At 65.7% G+C, this 20,138-nt stretch carries 22 protein-coding genes and 1 other RNA gene; 14 read left to right on the top strand and 9 right to left on the bottom strand.

All coding sequences use genetic code 11. The features are described 5' to 3' along the window. The first annotated feature begins 87 nt into the window (after nucleotides 1-87). From CON76_RS09200 to CON76_RS09190, 3 genes are read left to right on the top strand one after another with little or no spacing between them, the layout of a single operon-like run. The gene (locus CON76_RS09200; protein WP_240592821.1) at nucleotides 88-630 is read left to right on the top strand and encodes an SDR family NAD(P)-dependent oxidoreductase; all 543 of its coding nucleotides are present in this window, start codon (nucleotides 88-90) and stop codon (nucleotides 628-630) included. 4 nt (nucleotides 631-634) lie between these two features. Then, nucleotides 635-1,057 carry a nuclear transport factor 2 family protein gene (locus CON76_RS09195; RefSeq protein ID WP_101103061.1) on the top strand — a complete coding sequence of 141 codons (423 nt, stop codon included), beginning with the start codon at nucleotides 635-637 and terminating at the stop codon, nucleotides 1,055-1,057. A gap of 34 nt (nucleotides 1,058-1,091) precedes the next feature. Then, nucleotides 1,092-1,460: a thiol-disulfide oxidoreductase DCC family protein gene (locus tag CON76_RS09190; protein ID WP_101103060.1), complete on the top strand. Its 369-nt coding sequence runs from the start codon at nucleotides 1,092-1,094 to the stop codon at nucleotides 1,458-1,460. A gap of 81 nt (nucleotides 1,461-1,541) precedes the next feature. Here CON76_RS09190 and ssrA read toward each other — a convergent pair. The 4 genes from ssrA to ompA all read right to left on the bottom strand — a co-directional run bounded on the left by ssrA (nucleotide 1,542) and on the right by ompA (nucleotide 4,041). Further along, nucleotides 1,542-1,918, bottom strand: a transfer-messenger RNA (tmRNA) gene (ssrA, locus tag CON76_RS09185). Nucleotides 1,919-1,932: 14 nt separating this feature from the next. Next, entirely contained in the window at nucleotides 1,933-2,604 is a 672-nt protein-coding gene (gph, locus tag CON76_RS09180; protein ID WP_101103059.1) for a phosphoglycolate phosphatase, read from the bottom strand. Continuing rightward, on the bottom strand, nucleotides 2,601-3,320 hold the full coding sequence (gene ubiG, locus CON76_RS09175) for a bifunctional 2-polyprenyl-6-hydroxyphenol methylase/3-demethylubiquinol 3-O-methyltransferase UbiG (RefSeq protein WP_101103058.1): 720 nt from the start codon (nucleotides 3,318-3,320) through the stop codon (nucleotides 2,601-2,603). The genes gph and ubiG overlap by 4 nt, the downstream gene beginning before the upstream one ends. Before the next feature lie 73 nt (nucleotides 3,321-3,393). Continuing rightward, nucleotides 3,394-4,041, bottom strand: coding sequence for an outer membrane protein OmpA (gene ompA / locus CON76_RS09170; protein WP_101103057.1), 648 nt, complete (start codon nucleotides 4,039-4,041; stop codon nucleotides 3,394-3,396). Nucleotides 4,042-4,312: 271 nt separating this feature from the next. Between ompA and gyrA the strand changes: the two genes are divergently transcribed. The 9 genes from gyrA to lapB all read left to right on the top strand — a co-directional run bounded on the left by gyrA (nucleotide 4,313) and on the right by lapB (nucleotide 15,971). Continuing rightward, nucleotides 4,313-6,973 (top strand): DNA gyrase subunit A, encoded by a 2,661-nt coding sequence (gene gyrA, locus CON76_RS09165; protein WP_101103056.1) that lies wholly within the window; start codon nucleotides 4,313-4,315, stop codon nucleotides 6,971-6,973. Nucleotides 6,974-7,004: 31 nt separating this feature from the next. Next, nucleotides 7,005-8,117, top strand: coding sequence for a 3-phosphoserine/phosphohydroxythreonine transaminase (gene serC / locus CON76_RS09160; RefSeq protein WP_101103055.1), 1,113 nt, complete (start codon nucleotides 7,005-7,007; stop codon nucleotides 8,115-8,117). Then, on the top strand, nucleotides 8,114-9,193 hold the full coding sequence (gene pheA, locus CON76_RS09155; protein WP_101103054.1) for a prephenate dehydratase: 1,080 nt from the start codon (nucleotides 8,114-8,116) through the stop codon (nucleotides 9,191-9,193). Before serC ends, pheA begins: the two co-directional genes overlap by 4 nt. Before the next feature lie 18 nt (nucleotides 9,194-9,211). Then, a complete protein-coding gene (locus CON76_RS09150; protein ID WP_101103127.1) occupies nucleotides 9,212-10,129 on the top strand; it encodes a prephenate dehydrogenase in 918 nt (305 codons plus the stop codon). A 63-nt stretch (nucleotides 10,130-10,192) separates the two neighbouring features. After that, a complete protein-coding gene (locus CON76_RS09145; RefSeq protein ID WP_101103053.1) occupies nucleotides 10,193-12,238 on the top strand; it encodes a bifunctional 3-phosphoshikimate 1-carboxyvinyltransferase/cytidylate kinase in 2,046 nt (681 codons plus the stop codon). A 152-nt stretch (nucleotides 12,239-12,390) separates the two neighbouring features. Next, nucleotides 12,391-14,070: a 30S ribosomal protein S1 gene (rpsA, locus tag CON76_RS09140; RefSeq protein WP_101103052.1), complete on the top strand. Its 1,680-nt coding sequence runs from the start codon at nucleotides 12,391-12,393 to the stop codon at nucleotides 14,068-14,070. 108 nt (nucleotides 14,071-14,178) lie between these two features. Further along, nucleotides 14,179-14,466: an integration host factor subunit beta gene (locus CON76_RS09135; protein ID WP_101103051.1), complete on the top strand. Its 288-nt coding sequence runs from the start codon at nucleotides 14,179-14,181 to the stop codon at nucleotides 14,464-14,466. 52 nt (nucleotides 14,467-14,518) lie between these two features. Beyond that, on the top strand, nucleotides 14,519-14,833 hold the full coding sequence (locus tag CON76_RS09130; protein ID WP_101103050.1) for a lipopolysaccharide assembly protein LapA domain-containing protein: 315 nt from the start codon (nucleotides 14,519-14,521) through the stop codon (nucleotides 14,831-14,833). After that, the gene (lapB, locus tag CON76_RS09125) at nucleotides 14,823-15,971 is read left to right on the top strand and encodes a lipopolysaccharide assembly protein LapB (protein ID WP_101103049.1); all 1,149 of its coding nucleotides are present in this window, start codon (nucleotides 14,823-14,825) and stop codon (nucleotides 15,969-15,971) included. The genes CON76_RS09130 and lapB overlap by 11 nt, the downstream gene beginning before the upstream one ends. A 103-nt stretch (nucleotides 15,972-16,074) precedes the next feature. Here the strand turns inward: lapB and rplS are convergent, their stop codons facing one another. From rplS to msrA, 5 genes are all read right to left on the bottom strand, one after another. Then, on the bottom strand, nucleotides 16,075-16,431 hold the full coding sequence (gene rplS, locus CON76_RS09120; protein WP_101103048.1) for a 50S ribosomal protein L19: 357 nt from the start codon (nucleotides 16,429-16,431) through the stop codon (nucleotides 16,075-16,077). Between the two features lie 112 nt (nucleotides 16,432-16,543). Continuing rightward, a complete protein-coding gene (gene trmD / locus CON76_RS09115; RefSeq protein ID WP_101103047.1) occupies nucleotides 16,544-17,311 on the bottom strand; it encodes a tRNA (guanosine(37)-N1)-methyltransferase TrmD in 768 nt (255 codons plus the stop codon). A 38-nt stretch (nucleotides 17,312-17,349) separates the two neighbouring features. Further along, nucleotides 17,350-17,937: a ribosome maturation factor RimM gene (rimM, locus tag CON76_RS09110; protein WP_101103046.1), complete on the bottom strand. Its 588-nt coding sequence runs from the start codon at nucleotides 17,935-17,937 to the stop codon at nucleotides 17,350-17,352. A gap of 4 nt (nucleotides 17,938-17,941) precedes the next feature. After that, complete coding sequence (gene rpsP, locus CON76_RS09105; RefSeq protein WP_101103045.1) at nucleotides 17,942-18,211, bottom strand: 30S ribosomal protein S16; 270 nt, start codon at nucleotides 18,209-18,211, stop codon at nucleotides 17,942-17,944. A gap of 140 nt (nucleotides 18,212-18,351) precedes the next feature. Beyond that, on the bottom strand, nucleotides 18,352-18,891 hold the full coding sequence (gene msrA, locus CON76_RS09100) for a peptide-methionine (S)-S-oxide reductase MsrA (RefSeq protein WP_101103044.1): 540 nt from the start codon (nucleotides 18,889-18,891) through the stop codon (nucleotides 18,352-18,354). A gap of 134 nt (nucleotides 18,892-19,025) precedes the next feature. Between msrA and CON76_RS09095 the strand changes: the two genes are divergently transcribed. Together CON76_RS09095 and CON76_RS09090 are read left to right on the top strand one after the other, a co-directional pair. Continuing rightward, nucleotides 19,026-19,724 (top strand): protein-L-isoaspartate O-methyltransferase family protein, encoded by a 699-nt coding sequence (locus CON76_RS09095; RefSeq protein ID WP_101103043.1) that lies wholly within the window; start codon nucleotides 19,026-19,028, stop codon nucleotides 19,722-19,724. Between the two features lie 13 nt (nucleotides 19,725-19,737). After that, nucleotides 19,738-20,085: a rhodanese-like domain-containing protein gene (locus CON76_RS09090; protein ID WP_101103042.1), complete on the top strand. Its 348-nt coding sequence runs from the start codon at nucleotides 19,738-19,740 to the stop codon at nucleotides 20,083-20,085. Nucleotides 20,086-20,138: the final 53 nt, after the last annotated feature.

The following is a 20,138-nucleotide window of genomic DNA, read 5'->3' as shown; positions in this document are numbered from 1 at the left end:
GCAGTTTACCACCAAGCANNNNACCTCGGGCTGAACCCCGAGGCTTCCCGCTCAATCTGGGTCAAGCGGGATTGAGGAGCTGCGGCCGTGGCGCTCAACCCCACAATCACCGACTGGCGCGGCAAGCGCCTCTGTTTGGCGGGCGACTACGTGCCCATGCGCGCCGACACCTTCAACCTCGCCACCGCCGAACGCGTGCTGGATGCAAATTTCCACGGTGCGCTGCGGCTGCTGGCCTGCGTGCGGCACGACCTGCCGCCCGGCGGCGGCATCGCCTTCGTGGCCAGCGTAGCAGGTTACCGGGGCCTGCCCAAGGCGCTGTGCTACGGGCCGGGCAAGGCCGCGCTCATCCACCTGGCCGAAGTGCTGCACTTCGACCTCAGCCCGCGTGGCGTGGGCGTGTGGGCCATCAACCCCGGCTTTGTAGCCACACCGCTCACGGCACAGAACGACTTTGCCATGCCCGCGCTGCAAACCCCCGAACAGGCCGCGCGCGCCATTGCCAACGGCTTGGGCTCAGGCCGGTTCGAGATCCACTTTCCCCGCCGCTTCAGCGGCTGGCTCAAGTTCATGGCCCTGCTGCCCTACCGCTGGTACTTTCCCCTTGTCCGCCGCCTCACGGGTGGCTAGCACCATGCCCCACCTCGACGGCCTGATCCAGTTCTACAACAGCTTCGCCCCGGCCAGCGTCGCGCGCTTTGCCGACTTCTACAGCGCCGATGCCTACTTCAAGGACCCCTTCAACGAGGTGCAAGGCCTGGCCGCCATCCAGCGCATCTTCAGCCACATGTTCACGCAGGTCGATCGCCCCGGCTTCCGCGTCACCGAACACGTGGCCGATGCCAACGGCGCCATGCTGGTGTGGGAATTCCACTTCCAGTTCAAAGGCAAACCACAACCCCACGTGTTGCACGGCAGCTCGCACCTCAAGTTCGATGCCGATGGCAAGGTGCGCTACCACCGCGACTACTGGGACACCACCGAGGAGCTGTACATGAAGCTGCCCCTCATCGGCACCGTGGTGCGCGCGCTGTACCGGCGCTTCGCCAGCGCCTGACCCCCTCCTGCCCACCACCCTGGAGCCACCGCCGATGCCAGCCCCCACCCTCACCATCTACTACGACGGCAGCTGCCCGCTGTGCCGACGCGAGATCGCCCTCTACCGCCGCCAAGCCGCAACGGCCCCGCTGGAGTGGGTAGACGTGAGCGCCAGCACCGCCACGCTGGGCGCAGACCTGTCGTGCGAAGCCGCCATGCGCCGCTTCCACGTGCGCGACAACAGCAAAGGCCAACTGCTCAGCGGCGGCGCCGCCTTTGCGCGGCTGTGGCGCGCCCTGCCCGGCTGGCGCGTGCTGGGCTGGTGCTTTGCGTGGCCGCCCCTGTCATGGGCCTTGGAAGCCGCCTACCGCGCCGTCCTGCCGCTGCGCCCCCGGCTGCAACGCTGGGCCAGCCGCTGGTAAACGCCTCACTTTTTCAAAAACTATTCAGCCAAAGAAAAAGGCCGCTAGGAATACGTCCCTAACGGCCTTTGTCAGATGTGCTGGTGGAGCTGGGGGGATTTGAACCCCCGTCCGCAAGCCTTCTTCGCGCAGTTCTACATGTGTAGTCGTCTGGTTTGGATCTTGCCCGGTGCGTCGCGCAGCGACACGCTACGCACCCGGCCAGCAACCTTGAATCTCGTCACCCGGCAAGTTGCCCGCCTGATGACCAGCCCATGTAATTTCCCTTGCAGCCTGGACGGTCTTACGACCGCCCTTGCCCAGCCCATCGGCCAACTGTTGCAAGGCTCACCGGATTAAGCGGCGAGTGCGAAACGTTCGTCGTTTGCAGTTAGTTTTTTTCTGCGGTTTTACGAGGTGACAGAACCTCGACATGCCCTGCTGCGTGCCCGAACCCACGTCGAAACCAATGCAGCCCCTGTAACGGCATAGTTTACGCCAATTCCAGAAAATTCAAGAGCTGCAGCGGATTTTCTATCACCGCATCGGCGTTCCAGTGCGTCACGTCGCTGCTGGCGCCCAGGTAGCCGTAGCGCGCGGCCACGGTGGGCATACCCGCAGCACGCCCGGCCACAATGTCGCGCTCATCGTCGCCCACGTACAGGCACACCTCGGGCGGCAGGCCGATGCGGCGCGCAGCCTCGAACAGCGGCTCAGGGTGCGGCTTGGCGTGCGGGGTCGTGTCGCCACCCACAATGGTGGCGGCGCGCCGGAACAACGGCATCCCCGCCGTCAGCGGCAGGGCAAAGCGTTCCCACTTGTTCGTCACCACGCCCCAGGGCAAGCCACGTTGCTCCAGCGTCTGCAACAAGGCATCCACTTCGTCGAACACGGTGGTGCGCTGGGCCATGCAGGCCGCGTAGTTGTTGAGAAATTCCTCGCGCAAGGCCTCAAATTCGGGGTGATCGGGGCCATGCCCAAACGCCACCTGAATCATGCCTCGGGCACCGGCCCCAGCCATCGAGCGGTAATGCTCTAACGGCAACGATGGCAGGCCACGCGCCACCCGCATCACGTCAGCGGCAAAGCCCAAATCGGGCGCACTGTCGATGAGCGTGCCGTCCAAATCGAACAGCACCGCCTGAATGTGGGCAAAGCGGCTCATGCGGCAGCCTTTCGCGTGGCCAACGCGTAGTTGACGCTGGTATCGTTGCTGAGCCAGTAACGGCGCGTCAATGGGTTGTATTCCATGCCTTTGCTGGCCTGCACATCCAACCCCGCCTGACGGCAGTAGCCCGCCAGCTCGCTGGGTTTGATGAATTTGGCGTACTCGTGCGTGCCCTTGGGCAACAGGTTGAGCACGTACTCGGCCCCCACAATCGCAAACAGGAACGACTTGGGGTTGCGGTTGAGCGTGGAGAAAAACACCCAGCCGTCCGGTTTGACCAGCGTGGCGCACGCCCGCACGATGGAGGCCGGATCGGGCACGTGCTCCAGCATTTCCATACACGTCACCACATCAAACTGGCCCGGCTGCTCGGCGGCCAGAGCCTCGGCGCTGACCTCGCGGTACTGCACATTGGGCGTCTCGGCCTCCAGCGCGTGCAGCTGCGCCACCTTCAGCGACTTGGTGGCCAGGTCGATGCCCAGCACCTGCGCGCCCTGGCGCGCCATGGCGTCGGCCAGAATGCCGCCACCACAGCCTACGTCCAGCACGCGCCGCCCGGCCAGGGGCACTTGCTGCTGGATCCAACCCAGGCGCAGCGGGTTGATCTGGTGCAGCGGGCGGAACTCGCTTTCGGTGTCCCACCAGCGGTGGGCCAGCTCAGAGAATTTGGCCAGTTCGGCCGGATCGACGTTCTGTGGGGTGGTGTGGTCCATAGGTGTGCATTATGGCGGGGGCAACAAAAAACCGCGCCAGGCGCGGTTTTTTTGCGGTCGTCAGATGGAACGATCAGTTGGTGCGGGTGCCCACCACTTCGATTTCCACGCGGCGGTTCTTGGCACGGCCAGCGGCGGACTTGTTGTCGGCCACCGGCTGGGCTTCGCCCTTGCCCTCGGTGTAGACGCGGTTGGCTTCGATGCCGTTGGACACCAGGTAAGCCTTCACGGCTTCAGCGCGCTTGACCGACAGCTTCTGGTTGTAGGCGTCCTTGCCTACGGAGTCGGTGTGACCCACGGCCACGATGACTTCCAGGTTGATGCCCTTGACCTTGGCGATCACGTCGTCGAGCTTGGCTTTGCCTTCGGCCTTGAGCACGGCCTTGTCGAAGTCAAAGAAGGCGTCGGCAGCGTAGGTCACCTTGGAAGCGGCGACCACCGGAGCGGCCACAGGAGCCGGTGCCGGAGCGGGTGCAGCGGCCGGAGCCGGGGCCACGGCTACAGCCGGAGCTTGCGGAGCTTGGGCCACGATGGCACCGTCACAGCCTTGCACGGCGGTGGCGGGGGTCCAGTTGGCGTCGCGCCAGCACAGGTTGTCGGCGCCGGCCTTCCACACCAGCTCGCCGGTGCCATTGCGCCAGTTGTCCACGGTTTGCGCGCCAGCGGCGGTGGCCAGGGCGACGGTTGCAAACAGCATTGCAATTTTGTTCAGTTTTTTCATTGGTTTCCTCTTGGTAAAGGCGCAGCACCTGCTGCATAAAAAGAGTACGCCTGAAATGATCCACCACCTCAAGCGGTATGGCTATTCTGCCATAAGGGCATCGCAACCCCCGTCACAGGCCCGGCACAGGATACCGATTTGACCCGCCAGCCGCAAATAAGCGTTGTACCCCCACCACACATGCCCACGCGCCAGCGAATCCCCGACCCGTGGCCCGACCACGCCACGGCGGACTTAAAATGTGCGGTTATTTGTTTTGTCCAGTGTGCCCATGACCTCCTTCGCCAAAGAAACCCTGCCCATCAGCCTCGAAGAGGAAATGCGCCGCAGCTACCTGGACTACGCGATGAGCGTGATTGTGGGCCGGGCGCTGCCCGACGCGCGCGACGGCTTGAAGCCCGTACACCGGCGCGTGCTGTACGCCATGCACGAGCTCAACAACGACTGGAACCGCCCGTACAAGAAATCGGCCCGTATCGTCGGTGACGTGATCGGTAAGTACCACCCGCACGGCGATTCGGCGGTGTACGACACCATCGTGCGCATGGCGCAGGACTTCTCGCTGCGCCACATGCTGGTGGACGGCCAGGGCAACTTCGGTTCGGTCGATGGCGACAGCGCCGCCGCCATGCGTTACACCGAGATCCGGCTGAGCAAGATTGCGCACGAGACGCTGGCCGACATCGACAAGGAAACGGTGGACTTCGGCCCCAACTACGACGGCTCCGAATCCGAGCCGCTGGTACTGCCCACGCGGCTGCCCAATCTGCTGGTCAACGGCTCGGCGGGCATTGCGGTGGGCATGGCCACCAACATTCCGCCGCACAACCTCAACGAGGTGGTCAACGCCTGCCTGCACCTGCTGCACAACCCCGAAGCCTCCATCGACGAGCTGATGGAGATCATCCCGGCGCCCGACTTCCCGACCGCCGGCATCATCTACGGCATCAATGGCGTGCGCGACGGCTACCGCACGGGCCGGGGCCGCGTGGTGATGCGCGCCAAATGCCATTTCGAGGACATCGACCGGGGCCAGCGCCAAGCCATCATCGTCGATGAGATTCCCTACCAGGTCAACAAGAAGACGCTGCTGGAGCGCATTGCCGAACTGGTGCAGGAAAAGAAGATCGAGGGCATCAGCCACATCCAGGACGAGTCCGACAAGGACGGCATGCGGGTGGTGATCGAGCTCAAGCGCGGCGAAGTGCCCGAGGTGGTGCTGAACAACCTGTACAAGCAGACGCAGCTGCAAGACACCTTCGGCATCAACATGGTGGCGCTGATCGACGGCCAGCCGCGCCTGTGCAACCTGAAGGACCTGATTGACGTCTTTTTGCAGCACCGCCGCGAGGTGGTGACGCGGCGCACCGTGTTCAACCTGCGCAAGGCGCGCGACCGCGGCCATGTGCTCGAAGGCCTGGCGGTGGCGCTGGCCAATGTGGACGACTTCATCCGCATCATCCGCGAAAGCCCGACCCCGCCGGTGGCCAAGACCGAGCTGATGGCGCGCCGCTGGGACAGCACGCTGGTGCGCCAGATGCTGACCCGCACCCGCGCCGATGGCGGCGTGGTCAACGCCGACGACTACCGCCCCGAGGCGCTGGAGCGCGACTTTGGCATGCACGCCGACGGCCTGTACCGCCTGAGTGAAACCCAGGCGCAGGAAATTTTGCAGATGCGCCTGCAACGCCTGACTGGGCTGGAGCAGGACAAGATCATTGCCGAATACAAGGGTGTGGTGGCCGAGATCGACGACCTGCTCGACATTTTGGCCAAGCCACAGCGCGTGTCGGCCATCATTGGCGATGAGTTGACCGCCATTCAAACCGAATTTGGCCACACCAAGGCCGGCGCGCGCCGCAGCCTGATCGAGCACAGCGCGCAAGACCTGAGCACCGAAGACCTGATCACGCCCACCGACATGGTGGTCACGCTGAGCCACAGCGGCTACATCAAGAGCCAGCCCTTGAGCGAGTACCGGGCGCAAAAGCGCGGCGGGCGCGGCAAGCTGGCCACTGCCACCAAGGAAGACGACTGGATCGACCAGCTCTTCATTGCCAACACGCACGACTACATCCTGTGCTTCAGCAACCGGGGCCGCCTGTACTGGCTCAAGGTGTGGGAGGTGCCGTCGGGCTCGCGCGGTTCGCGGGGCCGCCCGATCGTCAACATGTTCCCGCTGCAAGAAGGCGAGAAGATCAACGTGGTGCTGGCCCTGACCGGCGAGATGCGCAGCTTCCCCGGCGACCGCTACGTGTTCATGGCCACCAGCATGGGCACGGTCAAGAAGACGGCACTGGACGAGTTCAGCAACCCGCGCAAGGCGGGCATCATTGCGGTGGACCTGGACGAAGGCGACTACCTGATTGGCGCGGCCCTGACCGACGGCCAGCACGACGTGATGCTGTTCAGCGACGGCGGCAAGGCGGTGCGCTTTGACGAGAACGACGTGCGCCCGATGGGCCGCAGTGCGCGTGGCGTGCGCGGCATGAACCTGGAAGAGGGCCAGAGCGTGATTGCGATGCTGGTGGCCGAGGACGAGACCCAGAGCGTGCTGACCGCGACCGAAAACGGTTACGGCAAGCGCACCCCCATTGGCGAGCACACCCGACACGGCCGGGGCACCAAGGGCATGATCGCCATCCAGCAATCCGAACGCAACGGCAAGGTGGTGGCCGCCACGCTGGTGCGCGCCGACGACGAGATCATGCTCATCACCGACACCGGCGTGCTGGTGCGCACCCGCGTGAGCGAGATCCGCGAGCTGGGCCGCGCCACCCAGGGCGTGACGCTGATCGCGCTGGACGCAGGTGCCCAACTCAGCGGCCTGCAACGCATCGTCGAGAACGACGCCGCTGGCGCCGACGCCATCGACAGCGCCGACGACACCCCGACCTCGGACGCAACAGCCAGCACCGCCGACGCTGCCTGACCGCACCCTCCACCCCCACAAGCCTGAGACCATGAACCGCCCCTACAACTTTTCCGCTGGCCCGGCCATCATGCCCGAGGCCGTGCTGCAACAGGCCGCCGCCGAGATGCTGGACTGGCACGGCAGCGGCATGAGCGTGATGGAGATGAGCCACCGCGGCAAGGAATTCATTGCCATTTACGAACAAGCCGAAGCTGACCTGCGCGAGCTGCTGGCGGTGCCGTCGCACTTCAAGATCCTGTTTATGCAGGGCGGTGCGCTGGCCGAGAACGCCATCATCCCCTTGAACCTGCTGGGGCGTGGCCCGCAGCAGCCCATGGATTTCGTCGTCACCGGCGGCTGGAGCCAGAAATCGGCCAAGGAAGCGCAGCGTTACGGCACCGCCCACGTGGCCGCCAGCGCCCAGGCCACGGGCTTCACCACCCTGCCCGCCCCGGCCAGCTGGCAACTGAGCGCCAATGCCAGCTACGTCCACATCTGCAGCAACGAGACCATCCACGGCGTGGAATTTCACGAGCTGCCCGATCTCAAAGCCCTGGGCTGTGACGCACCGCTGGTGGTGGATTTCTCGTCCAACGTGCTGTCGCGCCCGCTGGACTGGAGCCGCATTGGGCTGGCCTTTGGCGGCGCACAGAAGAACATTGGCCCGGCGGGTGTGACACTGGTGATCGTGCGCGAAGACCTGATCGGCCACGCACTGCCGATTTGCCCCAGCGCGTTCGACTACAAACTGGTCCACAACAACCAGTCGATGTACAACACACCGCCCACCTACGCGATCTACATCGCGGGCCTGATTTTCCAGTGGCTCAAGCAACAGCGTGAAGGCGATTTGACTGGCGTGGCCGCCATGGAAGCGCGCAACATCGCCAAGGCGCAACTGCTGTACGACTACATCGACCAGTCCCAGCTGTACGAAAACCGCGTGGCCGTGGATTGCCGCTCGCGCATGAACATTCCGTTCCTGTTGCGCGACGACAGCCGCAACGATGCTTTCTTGGCCGGGGCCAAGGCGCGCGGGCTGCTGCAGCTCAAGGGCCACAAGTCGGTGGGTGGCATGCGCGCCAGCCTGTACAACGCCATGCCGCTGCAAGGCGTGCAAGCCCTCATTGCCTATATGCGCGACTTTGAGCAACAAGCATGAAAACCCTCGCCGAACTCCGCCAACTCATCGACGCCACCGACCAAGAGTTGCTGGCCCTGCTCAACCGCCGCGCCAGCTACGCCAACGAGGTGGGTGAGGTCAAGCGCGTGGAGGGCTCGACCGTGTTCCGCCCCGAACGCGAAGCGCAGGTGATTGCCACACTGCAACAGGCCAACCCCGGCCCGCTCAAGCCCAACAGCATCGCCCACATCTGGCGCGAAGTGATGTCGGCCTGCCGCGCGCTGGAGGCCCCCCAACGCATCGCCTACCTTGGCCCTGCGGGCACCTTCAGCGAAGAAGCGGCGCTGGGCTATTTTGGCTCTAGCATCACGCCGGTACTGTGCGCCAACATCGATGAAGTGTTCCACGCCACCGCCGCTGGCAGCGCCGATTTTGGCGTGGTACCGGTCGAAAACTCCACCGAAGGTGTGGTGACGCGCTCGTTGGACTTGCTGCTGCATTCGCCCCTGCACATCATTGGCGAAACCAGCCTGCTGGTGCGCCACCACCTGCTGCGCCAGACCAACAGCCTGGAGCACATCGACTGTGTGGTGGCGCACCCGCAGGCGCTGTCGCAATGCCAGGGCTGGCTCAACACCCACCTGCCGGGCGTGGAGCGGCACGCGGTCGCCAGCAACGCCGAAGGCGCACGCCTGGCCACCGAGCACCCCCACTGGGCCGCCATTGCCAGCAGCCGCGCGGGCAGCCAGTACGGCTTGCACACGGTGGCCCACGCCATTCAGGACGAAGCCTTCAACCGCACGCGCTTTGCCGTGGTGTGCCTGCCCAGCACGCTGGGCGCGCCACCGGCCTCGGGGCGCGATTGCGTCAGCCTAGTGGTGTCGGTGCCGAACCGCCCCGGCGCGGTACACGACCTGCTGGTGCCCCTGAAGCACAACGGCGTGTCGATGACGCGGCTGGAGTCGCGCCCGGCCAAGTCTGGCCAGTGGGAATACTTCTTCTACATCGACATTGCGGGCCACCCGTCGCAACCACCGGTAGCGGCGGCGCTGCAGGAGCTGCAAAGCCTGTGCGCGTTCTACAAAGTGCTGGGCACCTACCCAGTGTGCGACTGAACAGGCCCACCGATGCAGATGTTTGAACAACTCGGGCTGATCGGCTGCGGCCTGATGGGCGGCTCGTTTGCGCTGGCGCTCAAACAAGCCGGTCTGGTGCGCCGTGTGGTGGGCTACAGCCCGTCGCCACGCACGCTGCAACGGGCGCTGGAACTGGGCGTGATCGATGCCGAAGCGCCGTCGGCACCGCTGGCGGCATCGGGCGCCGACCTGGTGCTGCTGGCCGTGCCCGTGGCCGCCACCGAAGCCACGCTGCGGGCCATCCAGCCTCAACTTGGCCCCCAGGCGCTGGTGATGGACGTGGGCTCCACCAAGAGCGACGTGGTGGCCGCCGCGCGCCGCGCCCTGGCCACCCCCGCGCAACTGGCCGGTTTTGTGCCCGCCCACCCGATTGCGGGCAAGGAACGGGCGGGCGTGGACCACGCCGAAGCCAGCCTGTACCGCGACCGGCAAGTCATTCTGACCCCGCTGCCCGAAACCGCCCCGTCCCAAGTGGAACGTGCCACCGAGTTATGGCAAGCCCTGGGCAGTCGGGTGCGGCACATGACCCCGGCAGCGCACGACGCAGCCTACGCCACCGTCAGCCACTTGCCGCACCTGCTGGCGTTTGCGGCCATGAACGCTGTCCAAGCCCAACCGCAAGCGGCGGAGTTTTTGGCCTTGGCCGGGCCGGGTTTCCGCGATTTCACCCGCATTGCTGCCAGCGACCCCAGCATCTGGCGCGACATTTTGCTGGCCAACAAAACCGAAGTGCTGGCACAAGCCCAGCACTTCCGCACGGCGCTGGACGCGCTGGAACACACGCTGCGCGCCAACGACGGCGGCGCGCTGCAACAACTCATCACGCAGGCCAGCACCGCGCGGGCGCAGTGGCAACTGTGCGGCGGCAACGGCAGCAACACACCCGGCGCACCCGCTGTCCCCTCCTCCACCTGAATCTGGATGCGGTGTGCCGCCCGCACCGTGTCCGCCCCACCCTCTTTGCCCAAACGCCCGACCATGTACGCCATTCCGTTCCTTGATCTCCCACCGCTGCGCAGTGCGGGTGGCACCGTGACCCTGCCCGGCTCCAAGAGCATCTCCAACCGCGTGCTGCTGCTGGCGGCCCTGAGCGCAGGCGAAACCACAGTACACGACCTGCTCGATTCCGACGACACCCGCGTCATGCTCACCGGGCTGGCGCAACTGGGCTGCGGCATCGAACACCTGGGCGCACACACCGTGCAGGTGCGCGGCCTGGGCGGTGCGCTGCCCGTGCGCTCGGCGGCGCTGTTCCTGGGCAACGCGGGCACCGCCATGCGCCCCCTGACCGCCGCGCTGGCCCTGCTGGCCACGCAACTGGGCGGTCAGTTTGAACTCAGCGGCATTGCCCGCATGCACGAGCGCCCGATTGGGGATCTGGTGGACGCACTGCGCCAGCTTGGCTGCCCGGTGGACTACCTAGGCCAGGACGGCTACCCGCCGCTGCGCGTGGGCCACGGCCAGCCCGCCGCACTGGCGCTGGACACCCCCATCCGCGTGCGCGGTGACGTGTCCAGCCAGTTCCTGACCGCGTTGCTGCTGGCCTTGCCGCTGGTGGCCACGCGCGACATCACGCTGGAAGTGGTGGGCGAGCTGATCTCCAAACCCTACATCGACATCACGCTCAAGCTGCTGGCCCAGTTTGGCGTGCAGGTGCAGCGTGACGGCTGGCAACGCTTCACCATCCCGCAAGGCAGCCGCTACACCTCACCAGGCAGCATCCACATCGAAGGCGATGCCTCCTCGGCCAGCTACTTCATCGCACTGGGAGCATTGGCACCGGCCAGTGCGGGCACCGATGGCATCACCATCCAAGGGGTGGGGCTAGACTCCATCCAGGGCGACATCCGTTTTGTGGAAGCGGCACAAGCCATGGGCGCCGACATCAGCGGCTCCGCCAACGCGCTGCACATCCGCCGGGGTGCGTGGCCACTCCAAGCCATCGACCTCGATTGCAACCACATCCCCGACGCGGCCATGACGCTGGCCGTGATGGCGCTGTACGCCCAAGGCACCACCACGCTGCGCAACATCGCCAGCTGGCGCGTGAAGGAGACCGACCGCATCGCCGCCATGGCCTGCGAACTGCGCAAACTTGGAGCCACCGTGGAAGAAGGCCACGACTTCATCCGCGTCACGCCACCTACCACCGACGGCTGGCGCGCCGCCAGCATCCACACCTACGACGACCACCGCGTGGCGATGTGCTTCTCGCTGGCTGCGTTCAACCCGGCGCGGGTGCCGCTGCGCATTGAAGACCCCAAGTGCGTGGCCAAAACCTTCCCCGACTACTTTGAAGCCCTGTTTGGCGTGGTGCAGGCCAACGCAGCCGACATTCCGGTGTTGTGCATTGATGGCCCCACCGCCTCGGGCAAGGGCACGCTGGCGCACCGCGTGGCGGAACAACTGGGCTACGCCGTGCTGGATTCGGGCGCGCTGTACCGCCTGGTGGGGCTGGCCGCCGAACGCGCTGGCATCACCACCGACGCCGCCAGCCTGCAAGACCCCGCCGTGGCCACACGCCTGGGCGAACTGGCCGCTGGCCTGCCGGTACGCTTTGCAGCGGGCCGCATCTGGCTGGCCGACGAGGACGTGACCACCGCCGTGCGCAGCGAAGCCGCAGGCATGGCCGCCTCGCGCGTGTCGGTCCTGCCCGAAGTGCGCCAGGCGCTGCTGCAACTGCAGCACAGCTTCCGACGCCTGCCCGGGCTGGTGGCCGATGGCCGCGACATGGGCACCGTCATCTTCCCCGACGCGCCGCTGAAAATCTTTTTGACCGCCAGTGCCGAAAAACGCGCGCAACGGCGCTATGAACAATTGATTTCGCAGGGTGGCACTGCTACACTCATAGACCTTTTGGCCGACCTGCAGGCCCGTGACGCGCGCGATACCTCGCGCCAGCACGCGCCGCTGCAAGCCGCCCAAGACGCCCTCCAGCTCGACAACTCCGACCTCGGCATCGAAGCCTCGGTACAACAGGTGTTGGCGCACTGGCAGGCACAACGCCCTTTTGCCGGGGCGTAACCCCACAGGCCCCTGTGGCTGCGCCGGACGCACCGCCGTCCGCCGGTCACCGGGTTCTTTGAACCTCAACCCGTTTGGTCGCCAGACCAAGCACTTTTGCACACGCTGCGTGCCCATCCCGGTTCCGTCGGGTACGTGGTCTAGGAAACTACATGTCTGAATCTTTTGCCGCCCTGTTCGAAGAATCGCTGCAACGCGCTGAAATGCGCCCGGGCGAAGTCATCACCGCTGAAGTCGTGCGCGTCGAGCACAACCACGTGGTGGTCAACGCCGGTCTGAAATCCGAAGCCTACGTGCCGATCAGCGAATTCAAGAACGACCAGGGCGAACTCGAAGTCCAAGTGGGCGACTTCGTGTCCGTGGCCGTGGAAGCGGTGGAAAACGGCTACGGCGACACCATCCTGTCGCGCGACAAGGCCAAGCGTCTGGCCTCGTGGATGAGCCTGGAAAAAGCCCTGGAATCCGGCGAATTCGTCACCGGTACCACCGGCGCCAAGGTCAAGGGCGGCCTCAAGGTCATGGTCAACGGCATCAGCGCCTTCCTGCCGGGCTCGCTGGTGGACAGCCGTCCGACCAAGGACCTGACTCCGTACGAAAACAAGACCATGGAGTTCAAGGTCATCAAGCTCGACCGCAAGCGCAACAACGTCGTGCTGAGCCGCCGCGCTGTGGTCGAAGCCTCGATGGGCGAAGAGCGCGCCAAGCTGATGGAAACCCTGCGCGAAGGCGCCATCGTTTCCGGCGTGGTCAAAAACATCACCGAATACGGTGCGTTCGTGGACCTGGGCGGCATCGACGGCCTGCTGCACATCACCGACATGGCATGGCGCCGCGTGCGTCACCCGTCCGAAGTCGTGGCGGCTGGCCAGGAAATCACCGCCAAGGTGCTCAAGTTTGACACCGAGAAGCAACGCGTCTCGCTGGGCCTCAAGCAAATGGGCGACGATCCGTGGATGGGCGTGAGCCGCCGCTACCCGTCGAGCACCCGCATGTTCGGCAAGGTCACCAACATCGCCGACTACGGCGCGTTTGTTGAGCTGGAACCCGGCATCGAAGGTCTGGTGCACGTGTCCGAAATGGACTGGACCAACAAGAACGTGGCCCCGAACAAGCTCGTCTCGCTGGGCGACGAAGTCGAAGTCATGGTGCTGGAGATCGACGAAGACAAGCGCCGCATCAGCCTGGGCATGAAGCAGTGCAAGGCCAACCCGTGGCAAGAGTTCGCGCAGAACACCAAGCGCGGCGACCGTGTCAAGGGCCCGATCAAGTCCATCACCGACTTCGGTGTGTTCGTGGGTCTGGCCGCCGGCATCGACGGCCTGGTGCACCTGTCCGACCTGTCGTGGAACGAAACCGGCGAAGCCGCCGTGCGCAACTACAAAAAGGGCCAGGAAGTCGAAGCCCTGGTGCTGGCCGTGGACGTGGAACGCGAACGCATCAGCCTGGGCATCAAGCAGCTCGACAGCGACCCGTTCACCACCTTCGTGTCGATCAACGACAAGGGCCAGACCGTCACCGGCAAGGTCAAGACCGTGGATGCCAAGGGCGCTGAAATCGACCTGGGCGAGGACATCGTGGGCTACCTGCGCGCCTCCGAAATCAGCCGCGACCGCGTGGAAGACGCGCGCAACGTGCTGAAAGAAGGCGACGAAGTGACCGCCGTGGTGGTCAACATCGACCGCAAGACCCGCAACATCCAGCTGTCGATCAAGGCCAAGGACATGGCCGAACAGCAAGAAGCCATGGCCAGCCTGAGCCAGAACGCTGGCAACGCCGGCACCACCAGCCTGGGCGCCCTGCTGCGCGCCAAGCTCGACAGCGGCAATAACTGATCCGTCGGTTGACCGTTGAGGCCTGAACAGGCCGCCAAGCCCGGTGCGCCAGCATCGGGCTTTTTTGTTGCAAAATTGTCCCTTTGTAGCCCCTACCCTTTTCCACCCATGACACGCAGCGACCTGATGGCCGCCTTGGCCCTGCGCCTGGCACACCTGCAGCTGGATCCGGACGACACCGAACAGGCGGTGCGGCTGCTGCTCGACCACCTGGCGCAGAGCCTGACCGAGGGGCGCCGGATCGAGATCCGGGGCTTTGGCAGCTTCTCGGTGCATAAGCGCCCGCCGCGCCAGGGCCGCAACCCGCGCCTGGGCACCCAGGTGGCGGTGCCCGCCAAGTGGGTGCCGCACTTCAAGCCCGGCAAGATCCTGCGGGCGGTGGTGGACGCCACTTGAGCGCCACGGCGCAGTGGCCCGCTACAATGGCCGCCATGATTGAGGCACCAACATGAAATACCTCACCTGGCTGCTCAAGGCAGCCGTTTTTTTTACCCTGTTCGCCTTTGCCCTGAACAACCAGGGTTCGGTGCAGGTCAAGCTGTTCTTTGGCGCCCACTGGCAGGCGCCGCTGGTGCTGGTGCTGCTGGCCACGCTGGCGCTGGGCGCGGCACTGGGCATGCTGGTGATGGTACCGGTGTGGCTGTGTGCCAAACGCCCGCCTGCAGCGGTGGCAACCAGCGGCCACGCCGCAGCCGACCTGCCCGCTATCGACCCTTCCGTCACGACTGGCGTGCCCGCCACGTCCACCGCCCATGGACTTTGATTTCACCTGGCTGCTGTGGGGCCTGCCGCTGAGCTTTGCACTGGGCTGGCTGGCGTCGCGCTTTGACCTGCGCCAGTGGCGGCTGGAAAACCGCCAGACCCCGCGCGCCTACTTCCGGGGCCTGAACCACCTGCTCAACGAGCGCCAGGACGAGGCCATTGACGCCTTCATCGAGGCGGTGCAGAACGATCCCGACACCTCGGAGCTGCACTTCGCGCTGGGCAACCTGTTCCGGCGCCGGGGTGACTACGACCGCGCGGTGCGCGTGCACGAGCACCTGCTGCAGCGCGGCGACCTCAGCGACACCGAACGCGAACGGGCCCAGCACGCGCTGGCACGCGACTTCCTGAAAGCCGGGCTGCTGGACCGCGCCGAGGCCGCGCTGCGCCAGCTGGAAGGCACCAGCTTCGAGGCCGAAGCGCGCCTGGCGCTGCTGGGCATCTACGAACGCTCGCGCGACTGGGAACAGGCCGCCGAAGTGGCCAGCCTGCTGGAATACAGCGGCAACGGCTCCTTTGCGCTGCGGCTGGCGCACTACCGCTGCGAACAGGCCGAACAGCTGCGCAAGCAAGGCCAGACCACGCAGGCATTGGCGCTGCTGGAAACCGTGACCCAGCAGACCCCCGGCTCGGCGCGCGGCTGGATTGCGCTGGCCGACCTGCGCCAGTCGCTGCACCACACCGAGGGCGGCCTGCAGGCGCTGCAGCAGCTGGCCACGCACGCCCCGCTGCACCTGCCGCTGGTGGCGCACAGCCTGGGGCAATGGGCGCGCATGTGCCAGCAGACCGAGGCGGCGGTGCAATGCCTGCAACACTACCAGCAACAGCACGGCCACGCGCTGGACGTGACGCGTGCGCTGGCCAGCCTGCAGGACGACCCTGACGTCGGCCGCCAGCTCTACCTGCAACACCTGGAGCGCGAACCGTCGCTGGTGATGGCGGCGCTGTGGCTCAACGGCGCCCACTTTGGCACCCTCGAAGAAGAACAGCGCATCAAGGCCGCGCTGGAACGCTCGGCAGAACCGCTCAAGCGCTACCGCTGCGCCGCCTGCGGCTTCGAGGCGCGCCAGTACTTCTGGCACTGCCCGGGTTGCCAGAGCTGGGACAGCTACCCTCCGAAGCGCGTGGAAGAACTCTGATCCTGATCCCTCGCAACAGCGGCCACCAACAACAAAAAAGCCACGCAATCTGCACCGCGTGGCTTCTTTATGGAACAGGCCGCAAGCGGCCCGTGCGGGCGGATTACGCGCCCAGCTTTTCCTTGATGCGTGCCGACTTGCCGCTGCGCTCGCGCAGGTAGTACAGCTTGGCGCGGCGCACGGCACCACGGCGCTTGACTTCGATCTTGGCGATCAGCGGGCTGTACAGCGGGAACGTACGTTCCACGCCTTCACCGTTGGAGATCTTGCGCACGATGAAGCCGGAGTTCAGGCCACGGTTGCGGCGTGCAATCACGACGCCTTCGTAAGCCTGCACGCGCTTGCGGGTGCCTTCGATCACGTTCACGCTGACGATCACGGTATCGCCGGGCGCAAAAGCGGGGATTTCTTTGTTCAGGCGAGCAATTTCTTCTTGCTCAAGGATTTGGATCAGGTTCATGGTTTTCCTTCATTTCCGATCATGAACGCGCTGCACTAAAGGCCCGTCACTCAAAAGAGGCAGCTGACGGGCGGCCGACAGAGGATCGAAAAACCCAAGATTATAGCGGGGTTCAGGCGCCAGCGGCGCGCAAGGCCGCCTCGTCCTGCCGGGTCAGGCCACCGGCGGCGCGCACCTGCTGCAGCACGTCGGGCCGCCACTGGGCGGTGGTGTGCAGGCGCTGCTGGCGGCGGTAGGCCTCGATGCGGGCGTGGTTGCCCGACAGCAGCACCTCGGGCACCGCCACCTCGCCCTGCGGGCCGTGCCAGACTTCGGGCCGGGTGTAGTGCGGGCAATCCAGCAGGCCATCGAGCGCGGGGTTGAAGCTGTCCTGCTGGTGGCTGCCGGCGTCGTTGAGCACACCGGGTTGCAGGCGCGCCACGGCGTCGAGCAAGGCCATGGCCGGGATCTCGCCGCCGGAGAGCACAAAGTCGCCCAGGCTGAGCTGCGCGTCCACGCAGGCGTCGATGAAACGCTGGTCGATGCCCTCGTAGCGGCCGCAGACCAGAATGGCGCCCTGACCGGAGGCAAACCCCGTCACCACCGGATGCGCCAGGCGCTGCCCCAGCGGCGAGAACAGCACGGTGGGCGCTGGTTCGGCCTCGTTGCGCTCGGCGCGGATGGCCTGCCAGCAGCGGTACAGCGGGTCGGCCAGCATCACCATGCCGGGGCCGCCGCCAAAGGGGCGGTCGTCCACGCGGCGGTAGTTGCCTTCGGCAAAGTCGCGCAGTTGCCACAGGCGCACATCCACCAGGCCGGATTCGAAGGCGCGGCGGTTGATGCCGTGGCTCAGGAACGGCGCAAACAGCTCGGGGAACAGGGTGATGACGTCAAAGCGCATGGGCGGGAGCCGCCGCAACGGCGTTGAGTCGCAGAAAATCAGTAGTCGGGTTGCCAGTCCACGGTGATGCAGCGCGCGGCCAGATCGACCTTGTCCACGTACACCGAAACGAACGGGATCATGCGTTCGTGGGTCTTGCCGTCGGCGTCGTACTCGAGACACAGCACGGAATTGGGGCCGGTGGCCAGCAAATCGCGCACCACGCCCAGCGCCACGCCTTCGCGGTTGACGACGCTCAGGCCCAGCAGATCGACCCAGTAGAACTCGTCGTCGCTGCTGGAGGACGGCGGAAAATCGGCGCGCGAGACCGAGATGACGGCGCTCTTGAGCGCCTCGGCGGCGTTGCGGTCGGCCACGGGCTCGAACTTGGCCACCAGGCCGTCGGCGTGTACCTTGACTTCGGCCACCTGCACCACCACGGTGCCGGTGAAGGCGTCAAAGCCACGGGCGTAGCGACCCTGTGGCACGGAGAGGTACCAGCGCTTGCTGTGGAGCAGCACCAGGGGATCGGCGCTGTGCGAGTGCAGGCGCACCCAGCCCTTGATCCCCCAGGCTTCCTGCACCCGGCCCAGCTCGACCGCGTCGGGCGGCAGAGCGGCTGGCTCGAGACCGGGTACGGCGGCCATGCGATTAAGCGGCAACAGCGGTGGCGGCAGCGGCCTTGGTGGCCTGCTTGATCAGGCGCTCGACAGCGTCGGAAGCCTGTGCGCCCACGCCTTGCCAGTAGGTCAGGCGGTCCAGCGCCAGACGCAGCGGCTCTTCGCCACCACGGGCCAGCGGGTTGTAGAAGCCGATGCGTTCGATGAAACGGCCATCGCGGCGGTTTTGCTGGTGGGCGACCACGATGTTGTAGAACGGACGTGCCTTGGAGCCGCCGCGGGAGAGTCGGATTACGACCATGATGTTTCCTTCAGGTTGGGGATGGAGGGATGCACCGCACACACGCGTGTGCACCGCAATTTTCCGCAACGCTTGAGACACACGACTGACCACACCCGGCCAGCGAAACGCTGCAAAACCGCAGATTATAACGTGGGCGCTCAGTCGCGCACCCATTGGGCAAACACTTGGCGCAACTTGGCCACCTTGGGCGCGGCCACCGCCAAGCAGTAGCCCTGCGTGGGGTTGCGGTCAAAGAAGTCCTGGTGGTAGTCCTCGGCGGGCCAGTAGTTGTGCAGCGGCTGCACCTCGGTCACGATGGGGGCGTCAAACACCTCCTCGGCTTGCAGTTCGGCGATGACGTGGCGCGCCACGCCCTCTTGTTCCGGCGTGGTGCAGTAGATGCCGCTGCGGTACTGCGTCCCCACATCGTGGCCCTGGCGGTTGGGCGTGGTGGGGTCGTGGATGGCAAAGAAGATGTGCAGCAACTGGCGCAGGCCGATGACGGTGGGGTCGAACGTCAGCTTGACGACTTCGGCGTGGCCGGTCTGGCCACTGCACACCGCTTCGTAGCTGGGCTGGGGCACGTGGCCGTTGCTGTAGCCGGACTCGACGTCGAGCACGCCCTTGACGCGCACGAACACCGCCTCGGTGCACCAGAAGCAGCCGCCAGCCAGCACGATGGTTTCAGATGGGCTCATTTTTCACATCCAGATTCAAAAAAGCGGGGACAGACACCGGACAATCGGCACCGCTGCAAGCATACACGCGCCAGCGGCCCTGGCCGGTAAAATAACTGAGCATCCGCCCATATACCCATCGGAGTATTCATTCAATGAGCACCGTCACCGCCCCTTTCGATTTTGAACAAGCCCGCTTCAACATGATTGAGCAGCAGATCCGCCCCTGGGAGGTGCTGGACGCCCAGGTGCTGGCGCTGCTGGGCGAGATCAAGCGCGAGGAGTTTGTGCCCGAGGATTACAAGGCGCTGGCGTTGATGGACATGGAAATTCCGCTGACGCCGCAGGGCGCCGACGGCCAGTGCATGCTGGCCCCGCGCGTGGAGGCACGCACGCTGCAGGAGCTGGCGCTGCAGCCCACCGACAAGGTGCTGGAGATTGGCACCGGCTCGGGCTACATGGCCGCGCTGATGGCCAGCCAGGCCGCCCACGTCACCACGCTGGAGATCGACCCGACGCTGGCGCGCCGCGCCCGTGCCCGGCTGGAGCGCCTGGGCATCACCAACGTGGAGGTGAAGGAAGCCGACGCCGCCAAGCAGTTCTTTGCCGCGTGCTCGGCCGGTGCGCCGTACGACGCCATCGTGCTCAGCGGCTCGGTGGCCGAAGTGCCCGAGGTGCTGCTGGACATGCTCAAGACCGGCGGGCGCCTGTTTGCCGTGGTGGGCGATGAGCCCATCATGCGCGCCACCATCATCCGCTGCGTGGGCCCGGCGCGCTTCCACACCGAACAGCCGTGGGACACGGTGGTGCCGCGCCTGCTGAACTTCCCGCGCCCGTCCACCTTCCGTTTCTGAGGCGGGACAGACCATGCTGCCTGCCATCCGCCCCGCCCAGCTGGCCACCTGGCTGGCCGAACACACCCCCGCCGACGGCACGCTGCCCGTGGTGCTGGATGTGCGCGAACCCTGGGAGCTGCAGACCGCCAGCGTCAAGCCTGCGGGTTTCGAGCTGCTGCACATGCCCATGCACACCATTCCGGCGCGTCTGCAGGACTTGCCGCGCGAGCGGCCCATCGCCTGCCTGTGCCACCACGGCGCGCGCAGCGCCCAGGTGACGCACTTCTTGCAGCAGCACGGCTTTGACGAGGTGGTGAACCTGAGTGGCGGTATCGACGCCTGGTCGCACGAGGTGGACGCCACGGTGCCGCGGTATTGAAGCGGCCCGCCACACACACGTCACTGCCTTCCTGCTTTACCAACGCCCTGCCC

The sequence above is a fragment of the Macromonas bipunctata genome (assembly GCF_002837135.1).
Taxonomy (GTDB): domain Bacteria; phylum Pseudomonadota; class Gammaproteobacteria; order Burkholderiales; family Burkholderiaceae_C; genus Macromonas_A; species Macromonas_A bipunctata.
Note: the sequence above shows the minus strand (reverse complement) of the source record. Positions and strands in the feature narration are given on the sequence as shown.

What these genes read in the sequence shown, in the direction of transcription:
- ompA (WP_101103057.1), bottom strand. Translation starts at nt 4,041, where the DNA reads ATGAAAAAACTGAACAAAATTGCAATGCTGTTTGCAACCGTCGCCCTG.
- ubiG (WP_101103058.1), bottom strand. Translation starts at nt 3,320, where the DNA reads ATGGACCACACCACCCCACAGAACGTCGATCCGGCCGAACTGGCCAAA.
- msrA (WP_101103044.1), bottom strand. Translation starts at nt 18,891, where the DNA reads ATGAGCCCATCTGAAACCATCGTGCTGGCTGGCGGCTGCTTCTGGTGC.
- rpsA (WP_101103052.1), top strand. Translation starts at nt 12,391, where the DNA reads ATGTCTGAATCTTTTGCCGCCCTGTTCGAAGAATCGCTGCAACGCGCT.
- rimM (WP_101103046.1), bottom strand. Translation starts at nt 17,937, where the DNA reads ATGGCCGCCGTACCCGGTCTCGAGCCAGCCGCTCTGCCGCCCGACGCG.
- rplS (WP_101103048.1), bottom strand. Translation starts at nt 16,431, where the DNA reads ATGAACCTGATCCAAATCCTTGAGCAAGAAGAAATTGCTCGCCTGAAC.
- lapB (WP_101103049.1), top strand. Translation starts at nt 14,823, where the DNA reads ATGGACTTTGATTTCACCTGGCTGCTGTGGGGCCTGCCGCTGAGCTTT.
- CON76_RS09095 (WP_101103043.1), top strand. Translation starts at nt 19,026, where the DNA reads ATGAGCACCGTCACCGCCCCTTTCGATTTTGAACAAGCCCGCTTCAAC.
- CON76_RS09145 (WP_101103053.1), top strand. Translation starts at nt 10,193, where the DNA reads ATGTACGCCATTCCGTTCCTTGATCTCCCACCGCTGCGCAGTGCGGGT.
- CON76_RS09135 (WP_101103051.1), top strand. Translation starts at nt 14,179, where the DNA reads ATGACACGCAGCGACCTGATGGCCGCCTTGGCCCTGCGCCTGGCACAC.
- gyrA (WP_101103056.1), top strand. Translation starts at nt 4,313, where the DNA reads ATGACCTCCTTCGCCAAAGAAACCCTGCCCATCAGCCTCGAAGAGGAA.
- gph (WP_101103059.1), bottom strand. Translation starts at nt 2,604, where the DNA reads ATGAGCCGCTTTGCCCACATTCAGGCGGTGCTGTTCGATTTGGACGGC.
- CON76_RS09130 (WP_101103050.1), top strand. Translation starts at nt 14,519, where the DNA reads ATGAAATACCTCACCTGGCTGCTCAAGGCAGCCGTTTTTTTTACCCTG.
- CON76_RS09195 (WP_101103061.1), top strand. Translation starts at nt 635, where the DNA reads ATGCCCCACCTCGACGGCCTGATCCAGTTCTACAACAGCTTCGCCCCG.
- trmD (WP_101103047.1), bottom strand. Translation starts at nt 17,311, where the DNA reads ATGCGCTTTGACGTCATCACCCTGTTCCCCGAGCTGTTTGCGCCGTTC.
- serC (WP_101103055.1), top strand. Translation starts at nt 7,005, where the DNA reads ATGAACCGCCCCTACAACTTTTCCGCTGGCCCGGCCATCATGCCCGAG.
- rpsP (WP_101103045.1), bottom strand. Translation starts at nt 18,211, where the DNA reads ATGGTCGTAATCCGACTCTCCCGCGGCGGCTCCAAGGCACGTCCGTTC.
- CON76_RS09190 (WP_101103060.1), top strand. Translation starts at nt 1,092, where the DNA reads ATGCCAGCCCCCACCCTCACCATCTACTACGACGGCAGCTGCCCGCTG.
- pheA (WP_101103054.1), top strand. Translation starts at nt 8,114, where the DNA reads ATGAAAACCCTCGCCGAACTCCGCCAACTCATCGACGCCACCGACCAA.
- CON76_RS09150 (WP_101103127.1), top strand. Translation starts at nt 9,212, where the DNA reads ATGTTTGAACAACTCGGGCTGATCGGCTGCGGCCTGATGGGCGGCTCG.
- CON76_RS09090 (WP_101103042.1), top strand. Translation starts at nt 19,738, where the DNA reads ATGCTGCCTGCCATCCGCCCCGCCCAGCTGGCCACCTGGCTGGCCGAA.